The 16,165-nt window shown below is 65.6% G+C and carries 15 protein-coding genes, 2 tRNA genes and 1 pseudogene; 14 read left to right on the top strand and 4 right to left on the bottom strand.

Translation table 11 applies throughout. The features are described from left to right. The first annotated feature begins 9 nt into the window (after positions 1 to 9). The 4 genes from AB0N05_RS16970 to AB0N05_RS16955 are packed head-to-tail and all read left to right on the top strand — an operon-like array spanning position 10 to position 3,412. On the top strand, positions 10 to 1,002 hold the full coding sequence (locus AB0N05_RS16970; RefSeq protein ID WP_364694162.1) for an ABC transporter substrate-binding protein: 993 nt from the start codon (positions 10 to 12) through the stop codon (positions 1,000 to 1,002). After that, positions 999 to 2,318 carry an enterobactin transporter EntS gene (gene entS, locus AB0N05_RS16965; protein ID WP_364694159.1) on the top strand — a complete coding sequence of 440 codons (1,320 nt, stop codon included), beginning with the start codon at positions 999 to 1,001 and terminating at the stop codon, positions 2,316 to 2,318. The genes AB0N05_RS16970 and entS overlap by 4 nt, the downstream gene beginning before the upstream one ends. Further along, positions 2,318 to 3,154 (top strand): siderophore-interacting protein, encoded by an 837-nt coding sequence (locus AB0N05_RS16960; RefSeq protein ID WP_364694156.1) that lies wholly within the window; start codon positions 2,318 to 2,320, stop codon positions 3,152 to 3,154. Before entS ends, AB0N05_RS16960 begins: the two co-directional genes overlap by 1 nt. A gap of 18 nt (positions 3,155 to 3,172) precedes the next feature. Continuing rightward, positions 3,173 to 3,412, top strand: a complete 240-nt coding sequence (locus AB0N05_RS16955; protein ID WP_364694153.1) for a phosphopantetheine-binding protein — start codon at positions 3,173 to 3,175, stop codon at positions 3,410 to 3,412. A gap of 34 nt (positions 3,413 to 3,446) precedes the next feature. Here AB0N05_RS16955 and AB0N05_RS16950 read toward each other — a convergent pair whose 3' ends face one another. Continuing rightward, the gene (locus AB0N05_RS16950; RefSeq protein WP_364694150.1) at positions 3,447 to 5,096 is read right to left on the bottom strand and encodes an AMP-binding protein; all 1,650 of its coding nucleotides are present in this window, start codon (positions 5,094 to 5,096) and stop codon (positions 3,447 to 3,449) included. A gap of 94 nt (positions 5,097 to 5,190) precedes the next feature. Between AB0N05_RS16950 and AB0N05_RS16945 the strand changes: the two genes are divergently transcribed. The 4 genes from AB0N05_RS16945 (at position 5,191) to AB0N05_RS16930 (ending at position 8,031) form a co-directional block, all read left to right on the top strand. Next, positions 5,191 to 6,000 (top strand): SDR family oxidoreductase, encoded by an 810-nt coding sequence (locus tag AB0N05_RS16945; RefSeq protein WP_364694147.1) that lies wholly within the window; start codon positions 5,191 to 5,193, stop codon positions 5,998 to 6,000. Positions 6,001 to 6,010: 10 nt separating this feature from the next. After that, a complete protein-coding gene (locus AB0N05_RS16940) occupies positions 6,011 to 7,159 on the top strand; it encodes a chorismate-binding protein (RefSeq protein ID WP_364694144.1) in 1,149 nt (382 codons plus the stop codon). A 34-nt stretch (positions 7,160 to 7,193) separates the two neighbouring features. Further along, positions 7,194 to 7,874 carry an isochorismatase family protein gene (locus AB0N05_RS16935; protein WP_364694141.1) on the top strand — a complete coding sequence of 227 codons (681 nt, stop codon included), beginning with the start codon at positions 7,194 to 7,196 and terminating at the stop codon, positions 7,872 to 7,874. An 83-nt stretch (positions 7,875 to 7,957) separates the two neighbouring features. Next, positions 7,958 to 8,031, top strand: a tRNA-Met gene (locus tag AB0N05_RS16930). A gap of 65 nt (positions 8,032 to 8,096) precedes the next feature. Here AB0N05_RS16930 and AB0N05_RS16925 read toward each other — a convergent pair. Continuing rightward, positions 8,097 to 8,984 carry a hypothetical protein gene (locus AB0N05_RS16925; RefSeq protein WP_364694138.1) on the bottom strand — a complete coding sequence of 296 codons (888 nt, stop codon included), beginning with the start codon at positions 8,982 to 8,984 and terminating at the stop codon, positions 8,097 to 8,099. A gap of 261 nt (positions 8,985 to 9,245) precedes the next feature. On the opposite strand from AB0N05_RS16925, the gene AB0N05_RS16920 reads away from it, so the two are divergent. Together AB0N05_RS16920 and AB0N05_RS16915 are read left to right on the top strand one after the other, a co-directional pair. Next, positions 9,246 to 9,404 (top strand): hypothetical protein, encoded by a 159-nt coding sequence (locus AB0N05_RS16920; RefSeq protein WP_364694135.1) that lies wholly within the window; start codon positions 9,246 to 9,248, stop codon positions 9,402 to 9,404. Positions 9,405 to 9,828: 424 nt separating this feature from the next. Further along, positions 9,829 to 9,902, top strand: a tRNA-Met gene (locus tag AB0N05_RS16915). A gap of 76 nt (positions 9,903 to 9,978) precedes the next feature. On the opposite strand, the pseudogene AB0N05_RS16910 reads toward AB0N05_RS16915, so the two are convergent. After that, a pseudogene (locus tag AB0N05_RS16910) lies at positions 9,979 to 10,236 on the bottom strand (DUF4383 domain-containing protein); the annotation flags it as partial. A gap of 144 nt (positions 10,237 to 10,380) precedes the next feature. On the opposite strand from AB0N05_RS16910, the gene AB0N05_RS16905 reads away from it, so the two are divergent. The 4 genes from AB0N05_RS16905 (at position 10,381) to AB0N05_RS16890 (ending at position 12,659) form a co-directional block, all read left to right on the top strand. After that, on the top strand, positions 10,381 to 10,614 hold the full coding sequence (locus AB0N05_RS16905; protein ID WP_364694132.1) for a hypothetical protein: 234 nt from the start codon (positions 10,381 to 10,383) through the stop codon (positions 10,612 to 10,614). A 54-nt stretch (positions 10,615 to 10,668) separates the two neighbouring features. Continuing rightward, complete coding sequence (locus tag AB0N05_RS16900) at positions 10,669 to 10,989, top strand: hypothetical protein (protein ID WP_364694129.1); 321 nt, start codon at positions 10,669 to 10,671, stop codon at positions 10,987 to 10,989. Positions 10,990 to 11,054: 65 nt separating this feature from the next. Further along, complete coding sequence (locus AB0N05_RS16895; protein ID WP_364694126.1) at positions 11,055 to 12,080, top strand: Rpn family recombination-promoting nuclease/putative transposase; 1,026 nt, start codon at positions 11,055 to 11,057, stop codon at positions 12,078 to 12,080. A gap of 288 nt (positions 12,081 to 12,368) precedes the next feature. Next, positions 12,369 to 12,659, top strand: a complete 291-nt coding sequence (locus AB0N05_RS16890; RefSeq protein WP_364694124.1) for a hypothetical protein — start codon at positions 12,369 to 12,371, stop codon at positions 12,657 to 12,659. Between the two features lie 35 nt (positions 12,660 to 12,694). Here the strand turns inward: AB0N05_RS16890 and AB0N05_RS16885 are convergent, their stop codons facing one another. Continuing rightward, positions 12,695 to 15,784 carry a DUF4132 domain-containing protein gene (locus AB0N05_RS16885; RefSeq protein WP_364694121.1) on the bottom strand — a complete coding sequence of 1,030 codons (3,090 nt, stop codon included), beginning with the start codon at positions 15,782 to 15,784 and terminating at the stop codon, positions 12,695 to 12,697. Between the last annotated feature and the right edge of the window lie 381 nt (positions 15,785 to 16,165).

Genomic DNA, 16,165 nt, shown 5'->3' with positions numbered 1-16,165 from the left:
GACACACGCATGACCTGGAAACGACGCGCGAGCCGAATGCGCGCCGCCTTGGCCCTACTGCTGATCGCATCGGCAGCGGTGGCGGGTTGTAGCTCGACATCGGACTCAGCTACCGCATCCGAGACGCGTGCGGTGCAGACGGACCGCGGATCTGTCACCGTGCCGAGCGATCCGAAGCGGATCGTCGTCGTGAACGGCGCGCTCGCCGGGTACCTCTACGATCTCGGTGCGCCCGTGACTGCCGCCGACCCGCGCTTGCTCGGGGTCAGTGGGCGTAGTGGCGATTTCCCGCCCGCGTGGGCGGAGGACGCGAAGCGGCAGGGCACTCAGGTGCTTCCGGTCGGCGACAAGATCAACTTGGAGTTCATCGCCTCGCAGCATCCGGATCTGATTCTCGGTGGCGGGCAAGGCTATCCGGCGCAGCAGTCGATCGACGCCTATGACCAGCTGTCGGCCATCGCGCCCACCGTGTTGGTGTCGGCCACCACCACCAATTGGCAGGACCAGCTGCGCGCGGTCGCCGATGCGGTGGGGCGCGGCGATCGGGTCGATACCCTGCTGAACGCGTACCGGGACAAGGTCAAGCAGGTGAAGTCGACGATCAAGCCGCCCGCCGGGTCCGTCGCCTACTTCCAGTCGCAGAAGAGTCAGCAGCCGACGCTGGTTCTGCCGACTGCCACCCTGCCCACACTGCTGGCCGAGGTCGGGATCGTCGCGGATGACAAGGTGCTGGCCAAGGCGGGGAATCCGTCGCGCAATGAGGCCGCGGACTGGTTCCAGTTCAGTCCAGAGCTGCTGACCGCCGTGGTCGACGCCCCGGTGTTGTTCGTGCTCACCCTCGACGGCGGCCGCACCGCAACGCAGCTGGCCACCGATCCGATGTACGCCAAACTGCCCGCCTTTCAGCAGAACAAGGTCTTCGAACTGCCCGCCAGCAGTCAGCGTCCGGATTACCGCGGCGTCATGTCCACCCTCGATCTGATGGCGGAGCGCTTCCAGTGACAGGCCTGTCCGGGCTGGTCATCGACGTCTCCCCGCTTCGGGCCAGCCGGGCTTTCCGGTGCGCCTTCGGGGCCCGGCTGGTGTCGGTGCTCGGGATCGGGCTGCTGCTGGTGGCACTGCCCGTGCAGATCTACCAATTGACCGGATCGACCCTGCACGTCGCGGGCGTCACCGCCACGACGGCGGTCGCGTTGTTCGCCGGAAGTCTCGGCGGCGGGGTGATCGCCGATCGATACGACCGGCGCACGGTAATCCAATGGTCGCGGACCGCAGCGGGTTTGGGGTTTCTGGCACTGGGAGTCAATGCGCTGCTGCCGAATCCGCTGCTGCCGATGATCTATCTGGCGGCCGCAGTGGACGGGGTGGCGGGCGGTATCAGCGGCAGCGCCATGATGGCCCTGGTGCCGATGCTGGTCGGGCGCGAGAACGTGGCGGCCGCCGGAGCGCTCACCGCGCTCTCCTCCGATCTCGGCACCATGATCACTCCGGCGCTGGCCGGTCTGCTGATTGCCGAAACCGGAGTTGCCCCGGCGTATTTCATGGCCGCGGCGGCAACGGTCGCGACCGTAGGGCTGATCCGGGCGATAGGCGCGGCACCACCACCGGCCCGAGCCACCGCGAACCCGTTGCGGGAATTGTCGTCCGGTATCGGATTCGCGGTACGGCACCGGATCATTCGTGCCGCGCTGCTGACCGGCCTGCTCGCCATGCTGGTGAGCGGCCCGCTGGTGTTGCTCCCGGCCATGGCCGATGAGCTCGGTGCAGGGCCGACGACCCTGGGCCTGTTGTATGCCGCCCCTGGTGCGGGAGCCGTGCTCGGCTCGCTGACCAGCGGGTGGATCGGCCGGACGGGTCGCAGTGGACGTGCCTTGCTGATCTCGCTGGCGCTCATGCCGCTCGGGGTCATCGCGGCCGGGGCCGGGTCGCATGCGATCTGGGTCTTCCTCGGACTGGCCGGTTTCGGGCTGGCCCGGGCGGTGAACACGGTGTTGCGCTACACGCTGCTGCAACAGCAGTCGCCCGAGGAACTGCGCGGCCGGATCTCGGGCCTGCTCATGGTGCAGGCGGTCACCGGGACCGCGATCGGATCCCTGGTGGCGGGCGTGGTGGGGCAACTCTTCGCACCCGGGACCGCGCTCATGGTGTACGGGCTGACGGTGCTGGTGCTCGGCGGGCTCATGGCGGCCGCCGCTGGGCCGTTGTATCGGCTTTCCGGACCGAGTGCACGGAGCACTCGCGTCGAGAAGATCGAAAAAGCCGATGCGCGAGGCGCTTTCGCCGCCTCCGGATCGGATAGCGGAAAGGATGAGAGGTAATGGATCGCGCTGCTTATGCCGAGCGCATCGACGAGGTGCTCGCCGGTACCCAGGGTGCCAAGGTCGGCTACCCGATTGGACTGCGAGAGGTGGGGGTCGTGCGCAGCGTGCCCGTGGGATCCGGGTTGCTGCGCATCACCTTCGGCGGTCCGGAGTTGGACGGTTTCCACAGCTATGTCCCGGATGAGCATGTGCGCCTCGTCTTTCCGGACGACGAAGGCGTCCTGCGACTGCCGGAGCGGGATGGACTGTCGCTGGAGTGGGGGAGTCCGCGGCCGGTGTCCCGGGAATACACGGTGCGCCGCTACAGCGCGGAGGACGGTGAACTGGATATCGACTTCGCCATCCACCCAGGCGGTTTGGCGTCCGAGTGGGCACTGGCGGCCACGCCGGGTACGCGAATCTACATCGCGGGCCCGCCCGGGGGCGTAGTCGTTCCGCGCAACTATGACCGATATCTGCTTGCCGGGGATATCACCGCATTACCCGCGATCGCCCGCTGGCTGGAGTGGTTGCCCCGCAACGCCTTCGGCTGGGCGTTCATCGAGGTGAGTGGGGCGGAGGAAGAGATTCCGCTGGACCATCCCGTAGGAATCGACGTGCGGTGGGTGCATCGCGGCGCGGTGCCGCCCGGGAGTAGCGATGCGCTGGAACAGGCCGTGCGCGGTATCGAAGCACCTGTCGGAAAACGGGTTTATGTCTGGCTGGCCGGTGAGGCGAACTGCCTGCGTCCGCTGCGCGGCTGGGTGCGCAAGGAACTCGGCGTGGGTGCGAAGGACAGCCTGATCGCCGGGTACTGGAAGCGCGGCGTCGCCGACTACGACCGTGATGAATGACGACTTCAGGGAGTGAGCATGACCAAGGATCAGACTGTCGCTGAGAATAGGCAGCGTGTAATCGACGATGTGGCAACAGCTTTGGGTATCAGCCCAGAGGAGCTGTCCGCCGAGACCGACCTGATGGATGCCGGATTGGATTCGGTCCGGATCATGTCGCTGGTGGAGAAGTGGCGGTTGGCGGGCCACGACCACATCGACTTCCCGACCTTGGCGTCTGATCCGGTGCTGGGGTCCTGGCTCGAAGTACTGGCGTAACGGGGTGGCGCGATTGTCGCGCCACCCCTTCCGGTCAGTGTCCGCCCGTCCCGTTCGCCAGCAGCTGCCGCAGTTCCTTGCGGCTGGTCTTGCCGACACCCGTCTCCGGGAAGTCCTCGACGATCACCACGGCGTCGGGCATCTTCCACGCCGCCACCCCGCGCTGCCGCACGAAGGCGCGCAGGGTGGTGAGGGTGAGCCGCTCGGCAGGATCGGCGGGCTGGACGAAGGCGCAGATACGTTGTCCCAGAATCGGATCCGGTGTGCCGACGATTACCGCGTCGCGAACCTCGGGATGGGCCAGCAGGTGTGCCTCGAGCTCCTCGGCGGATACCTTCTCGCCGCCGCGGTTCACCCAGTCACCGGCGCGGCCCTGTACCTCCAGATTCCCGTCGGGCCGCACGCGCACCACATCTCCGGTGCGGTACCAGTCCTCGGCCGTGAAGCTGCGGGCATTGGCTTCCGGGTTGTCGTAGTAGCCGCGAATTGTATAGGGCCCATGGGTGATCAGATTGCCGTCGACGCCCGGAGGAACTTCCTCGTCATTGTCGTCCACTACCTTCACTTGGTCGTGTTCGGACATGGGGCGGCCCTGGGTGGCGACTACGACCTCGAGCGGATCATCCAGGCGCGTATAGCAAACCAGGCCCTCGGCCATACCGAACACTTGTTGCAAGGTCACTCCGAGGGTCGGTCCGACCCGCCGCGCCAGTTCTTCCGGGCAGCGTGCGCCGCCCACCTGCACCACGCGCAGGCTGGAAAGATCCGGTGTGTCACCGGCTTCGGCGCGCTCCACCCACAGGCGGGCCAGGGGCGGCACCAATCCGGTGATGGTGACGCCGAATCGCTCGATCGCGCGGAAGGCGGTCGCCGGTGTCGGATCCGGAGTGAGTGCGACCGTGCCGCCCGCCCACAGCGCTCCGAGAATGCCCGGGGAGCTCATCGGAAAGTTGTGCGCCACCGGCAGCGTCGCGAGATACACGGTGTCGCTGCCGAGTTCGCAGATCTCGGCGCTGCGCCGCACGCTGTAGAGGTAGTCGTCGTGGGTGCGGGGGATGAGTTTCGGGATTCCGGTGCTGCCGCCGGACAACTGGAGGAAAGCGACGTCACCCGCGTCCACCACGGGCAGTTCGCCCGGCTGGTCCCGGAATTCGGCGATATCACGCGTGCCATCCGGCAGCGGTGCGTCGGTGTCGTCGGTGACGAGCAGCACGTGCCGCAGCGAATCTACCTGGTCGCGAATCGAATCGGCCAGTGCCGCATGGTCGAATCGCTGATGCCGGGCGACCGTGATCATGGCCACCGCCGCGCTGGCCGTGGCGATCGGCACCAGTTCCGCCTGCCGGTGCGCGGGCAGGCAGAACACCGGCAGCGCGCCCAGCCGGAACAGCGCGAAGATCACTTCGACGAATTCGGCGCGATTGGGCAGCTGCACGAGAACCCGGTCGTGGCGGCCGATTCCGAGCCGGGACAGCCCGGTGGCGAGGGCGCGCGAGCGGCGGTCGAGTTCGGTGTACGTCCAGCGGTGCGCGTCATCGACGACGGCGAGTGCGTCCGGCGTCGCCGCGGCGTGTGCGGTCAGGACATCGCCGAATGTCTCACCGGTCCACAGGCTTTGGGAGCGGTACTGCTCGGCCTGGTCCGGCGGCCACGGAGTGAAGCCGGGGAGAACGGTCGGGGGCATGCTGGCCACCTCTTTCCAGGGGATCGTGTGCGGCTCGACTGGGCCTCGGGAGGAACGGACCCACTATTCGATCATGTCAGGTTAGGCTAACCTTATGTCCACGATCGATTCGGCGACAGGGGTTGTCGTCATCACCGGAGCAGCGGGCGGGATCGGCGCGGCGATCGCCGCGGAACTGGCCGACCACGCACGCATTGTGTCGCTGTGGGATCGCGACCCGCGGGTGCACGAGGTCGCCCGCGAACTCGAGGTTCGCACCGCGGGATCCGTCTCGGTGCACGCCATCGAGGTTGATGTCAGCAACCATCAGGAGGTGGGCAGCGGTTTCGACCGGCTTGCCGCCGAGCATGGTCCGGCCGACATCGTCGTGCATGCGGCGGGAGTTGTTTCCAGCGCAACCGCATTGGACGTCACGCCCGAGGAATGGGAACGCTGCGTCGCGATCAACGCCGGTGGGGCGATGTACGTCGCGCAGCGTGCGGCCCGGGACATGGTCGCGGCCGGTCGCGGATCGATCGTGGTCGTATCGTCCAATGCCGCAAGCACTCCACGCGTCGGCATGGCCGCCTACTGTGCGGCGAAGGCGGCGGCCACCGCCTATACCCGTGCGCTCGCATTGCAGGTCGCGCCGCACGGAGTCCGGGTGAACCTGGTCTCGCCCGGCTCCACCGATACGACCATGCTGCGCGGCATGTTCAACGAGGGCGACCAGGCTCTCGACGAGGCCGCGCACACCGGCCTGCTCGACGGCGATCCGCAGGCCTACCGCCTCGGAATTCCCTTGCGTCGCATTGCCACTCCCGCCGATATCGCCGCGGCGGTTCGCTTTCTGGTATCCGATGACGCCCGCCATATCACCATGCATGACCTGCGGGTGGATGGCGGAGCCACGCTCGATATGTGACCCCGAGAGGATGATCATCATTTCCGACACACCAGTCGACACGTCGGAGGCCGCCTTTGTGCTGTCTCGCCCGCATCGGACCGTGATCGCGACAGCGGGCGGCCGGGCCTTCCGCTCGGCCGCCGAGGCGGTCGCCGCGCTGCGCAGTGGGCAGGTCAGCCACATTGTGGGCGCGCTGCCCTTCGCTCCCGATGCGCCCGCAGCCCTGTGGGCTCCGGATTCGGTGACGGTGCGCGACGGCGGCTACCGGTCGAACGCGCCGAAAGCCCTGCCCGACTTCGATTTCGATGAGGCCATCCCCGCACCCGAGGCGCACGTCTCGCGGGTCGCCGCTGCCGTCCGGCTACTGGGCGATGCCACTCATCCGGTGCGAAAGGTGGTGCTGGCAAGGTCGATTCGAGCCCGATCCGATCGCCCGGTGCCCGCCGCCGACATTCTGGATCTGCTGGTATCCACCGATCCGGTAGGCAATGGGTTCCTGGTGGATCTCTCCGCAGCGGGCGCATCGTATAGCGGCAGGCGCCTCATCGGCTCCAGCCCCGAAGTCCTGGTTGAGCGCACCGGCACCGACGTACTGAGCCACCCCCTCGCGGGCTCCGCGCGACGCGTCCCCGGCGACGATGCGGCGGACCGCGAAGCCGCTCGAAACCTGCTGGGCTCCGCGAAGGATCAGCACGAGCACCGCTACGTGGTCGACCAGGTCAGCGATGTGCTGCGCGACCGCTGCATCAGCGTGCGCACCCCCGGAACTCCGGAACTCACCGGCACTCCAGAAATGTGGCATCTAGGCACGCCGATCACCGCCACCGTGCGCTTCGACGGCCCCTCCGCCCTGGAGTTGGCCGCAGCCCTGCACCCCACACCCGCGGTCTGCGGCACCCCCACCGCCGCGGCTGCCCGGCTGATCAGGGAACTCGAAGGCGACCGCGGCTTCTACGCCGGTGCGGTCGGCTGGTGTGACGCGGACGGCAATGGCGAGTGGATGGTCAGCATCCGCTGCGCCGAACTATCCAGTGAGGGAACAACTCTCCTCGCCCACGCGGGCGGCGGCATCGTCGCAGAGTCCGATCCGGCGGCCGAATTAGCCGAAACCACAGGCAAATTCCAGCGCATCCTCGCCCCCCTCGGCATCGCGGATCTACCCGTCACCGTCGGCTGACCCGACCCACCCCTCGACGAACCGGAGCCCCGTCATGGCTATCCCCCCGATCGCCCCCTATTCCATGCCCACCCCCGACGAAGTCACCCCCGGCGGCGTGACCTGGTCCGTGGACCCCTCCCGCACCGCCCTCCTCATCCACGACATGCAGCAGTACTTCATCTCCGCCTACGACCAGGACCGCGATCCCGCCCGCACCCTCCTCGCGAATATCGCCCGCCTCCGAGACCGCTGCCACGAACTCGGCATCCCAGTCATCTACACCATGCAGCCCGGCAACCAGCACCCCTCCCGCCGCGGCATCCTCGCCGACTTCTGGGGATCCGGCATGTCCCAAGGCCCCGACACCGAAGTAGTCCCCGAACTCCGCCCCACCCCCCAAGACATCGAAGTCACAAAGTGGCGCTACTCCGCCTTCCAACGCACCGACCTCCGAGAACTCCTCGCCTACTACAACCGAGACCACCTCCTGGTAACCGGCGTCTACACCCACATGGGCTGCATGCTCAGCGCCGCAGAAGCTTTCATGAGCGACGTCCGCCCCTTCCTCATCCTCGACGCCACAGCCGACTTCTCCCGAGAAGAACACCTGATGGCCCTCAACTACACCGCCCGCCGCTGCGGCACAGTCCTGACCACCACCCAAGCCCTCTCCCACCTATCCAAAACCTCATCGAACGAGGCAGTCCGCCGCATAACCCCAGGCGCAGCCTGACCCCCGACCAACCCGCTTCCCCGCAGGTCACGGCCGGATTTGGCGATTCCCCACCCCCGTGTGTAATGTTGTGTTCACACCGACGCGGGGTGGAGCAGCTCGGTAGCTCGCTGGGCTCATAACCCAGAGGTCGCAGGTTCAAATCCTGTCCCCGCTACTACGGAAATGGCCCCGGAATCACTGGTTCCGGGGCCATTTTCTTTGGATTGGCAAAGCGAACTGCTACTGGGAGTTGTAGAGTTCCACGATCGCGGTGGCGGTCTTGGCCAGCTCCTCGCAGGTGGTTTGGCCGCTCATCTCGACGACGTCCACCCAGCGTTCGGGGTCACCGGAGTTATAGGTTGTGACGCGGGGGCTCTTCTCGTCGAGGTAAAGGTCCAGCGAGCAGTAGGCCGGTTTGGAGCTGCTGATTCTGGCCCGTGCGCTGCCGACCTGCATGGTCTCGTTCTTCTTCACCGCGTATTCCACCATGTCCAGCGTTTTCTGCGTGGAAGTCAGATTCTGCGCGGTGGACTGGTCGTCGCTGTCGAGCATGAATCCGCAGTAGTAGGGAACGACTCCGGTCTGCACCTTCAGGCGCGGGCGGTTCTTTCCCACGATCGACAGGGCGGCACACGGATCCATCCGCGCCAAGGGTGTGTTGTTCAGCGCGATCTTCGATTCGCTGCGCAGCGGCGTCGTCCGGAACTGGGGGAGGGCTGCGGTAACGAACTTCTTGGCCTCGGAACAGGTATCGGATCCGTTGAGGCTGTCGGTCCAGAAACTGATTACCCGATTCCGGAAGGGCACATCGGCGATACAGTATCCGCCCTCCGCTTTCACTCCGACGCTGGTCCCACCGAGGTCTACCTTCGGTGAAGAGCTGCCGCGGAATTCGGTCGTCACCTTGATCCTGGACAGTTGGTTGGGGCCGACCGCGGGCCTGAAGATCAGCAGGCATTCGTCGAAGCCCTGGTCACGTCCGAAGTAGGTGGGCGTGCCGAGCGTAGCGATCGCCGCGTCGTTGACGAATCCACACGGATCCAGTTCCCGGACGAAATCTTTTGCCGCGAGATCCTGCCGCACCTCCGCGCCGAGCCAGCCACGGTATTCGGACCCCTTCGGCGCCACCGATACTGGGCTTCCTTCAACCGCTCGCACACAGCCGGTCAAGGCCGCGACCAACAATAGAACGGTGGTAAGCAACACCCTCGTCCGTCGGTACCCATCCCCGGACCGTGACGGCTCGTCATCCCACACCAACCCCAGCCCCCTTATTCAAAATTGCTGTGTGCCAAGCTAACCCATACCTGGCCGATCACTCAAGGTGCCGTCCTCTTCCGGTGGCATTGCCCGCGGCAGCCTCGCGCCCCGATGTCCATTACCTCTCGCGTGATCGACATCGAAGGCGAAGGCCCGCTGCTCGTTCTGATGCAGGGGCTCGGCGACGTCCGGGCAGCCTACCGCTTCATGGTTCCCGAGTTGGTGGCTTCGGGGTACCGGGTCGCCAATGCGGATATGCGCGGTCATGGGGAATCGAGCGTCGGCTGAAATTCGTACTCGCGCACCGATATTGCGGACGACCTCATCGCACTGATTCGCCACCTGGGTGGACCGGTCACCATTGTCGGCGCGTCATGTTCGGGAGCTGCGGCGGCGATCGTCGCGGCCAGCGTCGGAATGTATTTGCGCTACTTGAATTTCGCCTACCCGACCGTCAAACCTGCCGAATACACCGAGACGCTAAAGGCCAACCTGCGCGAGCCTGGGCGAATGGACGCGGCAGCCAAGGCGGCCTTCTCCTCACCGGCCGACGCGCAGGCCCACCTCTCGAATATCAGGTCACTACCCCCACTCCCAATACCCGAACGAGGTTCTAGCTGCCGTCCTCCCCTTCCTCGCACGGCTCCGAACCAGCTAGAAGAGCGCCGTTTTGGTATATCGACCCAACACTTGTACCGTTCTGTTCACCCAACGCGGGGTGGAGCAGCTCGGTAGCTCGCTGGGCTCATAACCCAGAGGTCGCAGGTTCAAATCCTGTCCCCGCTACTAGGGAAAACGCCCCCGGAACCACTGGTTCCGGGGGCGTTTTTCGTTGGATTGGCAACGGATTTGGCAGCGCTGCTCAGATCCCCGGCGAGGGCCGCGCGGAGGATCGATCGCCGACACGGCTCGTCGCCACCCGGGGGAGGAGGAAACCGAGTGCGACCATGCCGACTCCGAGGCCGAAGTGCAGCCAGTTGTCAGCGGTGTTGACCGGGACGAAGTTCGCATCGCTGGTGCGATCGATGACCAGCCCGTAGATCCACAGCGCCAGGTAGATCACACCGCCGCCGATCAGGAAGTTTCGCGAGGCGGACGCCATCCGTGCCGCGAGAATGCCATTCGCGCGCGGCGCATCAACGTCCTACCCCGGCCGGGCGCGGTGAATCAGCGAATGTTCCGGCGCTGCACCGACTGTTTCCCGATCGGTTGTGAGGGTAGGGCAGAGATGTCAGTACACAACTCACGAAAGGAATCGACAGCGATGACCTCATCGACGGAAACCGGTAGTGCGACGGGCACGGCCGACAAGGATTACAACCTCATCTGGTTCACCGAGGCGTGCTTGAGCAACGCCCTGCGGATGCAGATCTACGCCCAGGACGCCGAACGAGCCGGCGACAACGAGCTTGCGAAGTTCTTCCGCCGGGCCCAGGCCGAAAGCCAAAAGGGTGGCGAGCAGGGCAAGGAACTGCTGCGGCAGCGGCTGGGCCACTGACGTCGGGCAACGCCGACCCGCAGCATTGCGGTCCGTGCTTGGACGCTAAGTCGGGTGATGCGCCGGTGGCGGCTGGCGGCTCGGGGCCATGTGGTCAATACCGGATTGAGGGATCAGTTCGAGGTGGCGAATCCGAATGCGACGGAGGATATTGACCTGCTGATCCGGCAATTCGGATGCCCTCGCCGCATCGACTACGTTCTCGTCGGCGCGTCTCTCGCCCACCCCCGTGCCTTTGCCCGGATCCGCAGTGCCGCACTGGCATTCGACAAGGCGGTCGACGGGGTATGGGCAAGTTATCATTTCGGGCTGGTGGTCGACCTCGAAAACCCTGTGAGTGAGCAGATTTCGGAGTTGGGACGTCCTGCGCGGTGACCGCCTGGCGGTGATGTTGCGCCATATACGGCGCGTCGGCGGTGGGTGCGGAGTAGCTTCCGTCCATGCCCGACCGGCCGACGAACCCGCACGATGCGTACTTCCGGCATGTGCTCAGCCGACCGGCTGACGCGGCCAGCGAGTTGCGGGCCGTACTACCGGAAGGTGTTGCGGCACGCGTCGATTGGGGCGCCCTAGTCCTTCAGCCGGGCAGTTTTGTGTCCGAGGAGCTGCGTTCGCGCTACAGCGACATTTTGTTCCGTACTCGCCTCGATGGGCACGACGCGTATGTCTTCTTGTTGATCGAGCATCAGAGTCGCAGCGACCGGTTCATGGCCTTCCGAATGCTGGACTATCTGGTTGCGATCTGGAACCAACACCTGCGTGAGTACCCCGACGCCCGGACGTTGCCCGCGGTTGTCCCGGTGGTCGTGCACAGCAATCACACCGGCCGTGCTTGGAGCGCGGCGACCGAGCTGTCGGAATTGATCGACCTGGACCCGGCGACGCGGGCGGTGTTGGGACCTTTTCAGCCGAGTTTCCGGTTTCTGCTTGACGATGTCGCGGCGCTGGACCTGCCGGCCTTGAAGGCGCGGGATCTCACGCCTGCTGCCCGGGTGATGCTGATGTTGCACAAGATCGCGCCAGGCAATCATCAGCTGGGTGTGGACCTGCTGCCGCTGGCCGATGATCTGCGTGCGATCTTGGATGGTCCTGGTGGTATGCGGGAGCTGCGGTGCCTTGTGACGTACATTCTTATTGTCGGCGATACCACCGAAACCGACTTCGAACCCCTGATGGATCGACTCGGTCCCCAAGTGAAGGAGGCCATCATGACCACTGCGGAACGCCTCCGCGCGGAGGGTGAAGCCAAAGGACGGGCCAAAGGTCGGGCTGAAGGCTGGGCTGAGGGTGAAGCAGTCGGCGAGGCCAGGGGCCGAGCGGCAACTTTGGTCTTGCTGCTGACCGAAAAATTTGGGTCGGTACCCGCAGCGGTCGCCGAATCCGTGAGCGCCGCCGATCCCGCGACTGTACAGATCTGGACCCGCCGCGTTCTCACCGCGGACAGCCTCGACGATATTTTCCGCTGACCGGCAGCTCCATCGCACGGTTCGTCGGTGCCGCGCACTGCTCGGTTTAGCTCGTCCTCGATCGTTTTGCTTGAGCTGCCTCCGCCGACTACGACCGTCTGGGCGCCGGTACCCGCGCCGATCAACAGCCTGTTCGTCCCTGAATCCGCAAGATTGACAACGAATTTGGCAGCCGGACGTGGCGGAATCCACCGAGCCGTCGCCGAGTGGGCGTCGATATTCTCGGATTACGCTCTGTTGCAACCATTTTCGCAACTCGATCGAGCGTTCTGGGTGCCGGGCTCACCCGTGTTCACGGCAGGCCTGAGCGGATACCACGGCCTCGAAACCCTGGCACTGGCGCACCACGGGTGGACACGGGAATCCTCCGACGGCGCCATCGACCGAATGGTGCGGCGGCTGTCCGCTGGCGGGTCGATCCAGCTGCGGATTTCGCCGAGCCTCGAATGGCGAGATCTGATGCGGTATTCGACCCACACCATAACGAGCATCGACCCGATCGACACCGACCTGCACACCCTCGACCCGGTCACCGCATCGGAGCTGATCCGCGAATTGGAGGCACTCCGCGCTGGATGAGAACACCTGGGAGGCGCCCGACGCCTGGCTACAGCTCAACTCATGAGCTGTAGCTCACGGATCAATTCCGAGGCAGCGATCGGGTCGAGTTCGGACAGGGTCGCTCCATAGAGGGTGGCTCGAGTAATGGTCTGCTTCTCGTCATCGTGGAGCGCGCCCAACCAGAGTCCGGGCTCGATCGTGATCTCGGCACGGACGTTGTCTCCGAGCGTGCGCGTCAAGCGGGTCACGACACCCCCGCCGGTTTCCTGCCACCGCCAATCGAATCGCTCGAGGCCCAACACCGTGCCGGTGCGCACGGTCCGGCCGGCGAGGCGGTCGAGCGCCTCGGCGAAGCCCGGTGAATCAGCCGTCCACCAGGGGCGTTCCAACTGCTGGAAGGGTGCGAGTACCTCGTAGTCGGCGAACAGCCGCGCCCACTCACGTGTCGACCGGCCCAGTTGGACGGGATGCGCAACCCCGACGAGCGTGTCACCGGCCTCCACGACCTCGTCATTGATGTCCGCGCGGCTGCCGTCTTCGGCGATCCGGAAGGACCCGGTGACCGCACCGGCCTCGTCGACGATCACCCAGACGAGCCTGCGGGCCAAGTGTTGCATCACCGGATGCTCGACGAACAACCGCTGAAACTCCGCACTGGACCAGCGCCGCCCCGAAACCATCGCCTGTTCGAGCCGCTTCGTCTGGGCCGCGACTGTCGTTTTCAAGATCTCCTTGAAAGCGGTGTGATCCTGGTAGGCAGGGACAGCCTTGTCCTGATCGTCCTTGGCCGTTGGCCGGGGAAGCAGCTTGCGGCTGCCCGCCGCGGCCCACCCGCCGCGGTCATCGAGCACCGCGTCGAACACGAGCGGGCAGAGTCGATGGTCGATTCGGACGAGAAATGCGCGAGTGCCGTAATCGACGAGCATCGCTCCGGTTTCGCGCAAGCCGAAGTCCGGCACCAAACGGTCGGCGAATTCTTCGTCGGTGAGGCCGCGTGCATCCGCAATCTGGCGCACAGCTACAGACGCGTGCTTTTTGAACGCCTTCGCCTTGGCTTGCTGAGAGATCCGATGCAGCACCGTGAGGGAAGCATCGCTGTCGATGGCGACCAGCACCCGCAGGGCGGCTTCCGCCGGTGAACCCGCGCCGTAATCCCAAGACCGGATAATCGGTTCCAGTCGCCAGGCGGTCTCGTCATCACCGAAGAGCGCCAGCGCCTGCATCACCCATATGCCGCCGTCGATCAGGCCGGAGAACCGCCACGCCTCGAACAGCCCCCAGGCGAAGCCCGCCAGCGAGCCCGGTTCGGCGACCGCGGCGAGTTGTGCGATACCCGGATGCTTACCGTGGGACTCGCTCAACGCGAGCATGGTGACCAGCGTGTGGACTGCCGCATCGGGAACCACGAAACCGCTCTCGCGCAACACGATCGGTGGCAAACCCGCAAGCATGAGCCAGTCCGGCAGCGCGGGAAGGTCTTTCGGCGGAGTCCAGCTGTCCACTATCGCGGTGACGGTCTCGACGGCGTCGGGTACCAGGATCGCCGCGGTCGCCAGAAGCGTGTCTCGGTGCCGATCGGCCAACGTGCGCACCGCCTTGTCGGCGGCGGTCCTGGATTTGCCGGGCACATCGAGGACCGCGGCGACCAGATCCGGTGAGGCCGTGGCGATATGCCGATCGAACCAACGGCGAGCAGCGATGCGGTGTTTCTTGCCGTTGAGCCAGCCGATCATCCACGTCGTCACCTGAGTTCCGACGAACGGCATCAGGATTTCCGGGTCGATATCGCCGACCTTCGGACCGAACGTGAGCAGGAAATCCGAGGCGTTCGCACTGTCGACCCGGCTGACGGACCGCCGCCGATCCAGGTGCGTAGCCCACCGGGCCTTTTCGCCGGGCAGCCAGTCGAGCGAGATGGGTTGGTGCCCAAAGGAAGAGGTGGCGACAGCGGGCCGGGCACGGGCAACTCGACGCTGATGAAGTGGCGTCCGCAGCGATTCGGGAAGAATATCGAGATCTGCCCAAGCACGCGGGGAAAGAAGAACTCCGAATTCGGTCGCGAGATCAGGGCGCGTGCGGGCGTAGCGGTCACGGAGATCGCGCACAACGAGGGAGGGTCGTTCCCACCCGGCAAGTACCCTCATCGCGCGCCGCGGAAAACGGGCCATCGATGCAAGTACCTGTGGCGAAATGCGAGGTAGGTCCAGGCGGGCCAACAGCAGAGAAAATGCTTCGTCGGAGGGGAGGTGTGCCAATATTTCGGCGAACTCCCGATACCAACCCTGCGTGTCATTGCTGAGGAGCTGATCCACCACGGCGGCCGCGTCGGCACCGAGTCGAGCGACGCCCGTATAGAACGGGGCACGGTCGATGGAGGTCCCTAGTCTCGGCGAGCCCGCTTTTTCAACCAACGCGGTGAATTGCTCGCGTGTGGAGATCGACATCAACAGTAAGCGGTGCAGGTTGTTCAGATTGGCGGGCTGCTTCCTCGCGTCGCGTATGTCCTTGTCGACCCAATGTTGCTCGGTGGGCGCCAGCACCGATGTCGCGATTCGGGTGACCGGGTGCACGTTCGGACCACGCAGCTCTCCGAGCCGGACCGCCACCGTGCGATAGGTGTCGTCGGGTAGCACTGCAAGATGCTGCCGCATCCGGAACAGTATCGAGGGGTACACCGAACCGCTGATGTCGTCCGGACGACGCCTGCACGGGACAAACGTCCGCGCTTGCCCGTGCCAACTACTACCCAAACTGGCCAACTGCACAGCGGCCTCGGCAGCGAAGACTGCGCCGTAAGTACTGACCCAGGCGTCGGCGACAGCGGCGTGTGTCTCAGACCAGTGGCCGGTGAGCGCCACGGTCTGCGCAAGCACAGCCGCACCGAGTGGGGTTGCAGACGCCGAGTCTTCCAGTGCTGCCCTACCGGCATCGCCGAGCTCCGCACATTCAACGCCGTCCAGCACTTGACGAATCTCGGAGATCCGTGCGGCCACCACCGCGTCCGCGCATTGTTCGGCTGACCCCGCCATCGCATCGGGATCCAACGCCGCCTGAGGTCCGCACCCACGGCCGGGGACTACCGGCCATCCGGCGGGCACCTCCCAGACATCCTCGACGGATTCGATCGGAATCGCGTGAGTCATAGTCCCCCCCAATATGTTGCAACACACTCACGCAACAACTTAACGGGCTGGTACGACAACCCTCGCATGGACCGTGTCCATAAACCTCCGGCAACGAAACCCTTGTGAGACAACGGAACACCGCAGATCACACGAGAGCGGCTTTGGGTGATGCTCGAGCAATCCCAGCCCGGACCCCAGCCGACCGCTCGCCGGGTGTGGTGTCGCGGGGTAAGTCCTTGGCGCGTAAGATCATTACCGTCGGCCCATCCCCCCCGGGTCGACCATCGCGGGCCTCGGCTGACTCCCCCCCTTTGCCGAGGCCCGCCCCCATGTCCGGAGTCGGGGTGGAGAACCGGGCCACTCCCCTCCTTCTGGCCCGATTCCCCACCGCCCCACGCC

This window comes from Nocardia sp. NPDC051030 (assembly GCF_040683015.1).
In the GTDB taxonomy this organism is placed as follows: domain Bacteria; phylum Actinomycetota; class Actinomycetes; order Mycobacteriales; family Mycobacteriaceae; genus Nocardia.
The sequence above is the reverse complement of the archived record's forward strand: the minus strand, read 5'-3'. Positions and strand labels throughout refer to the sequence as shown.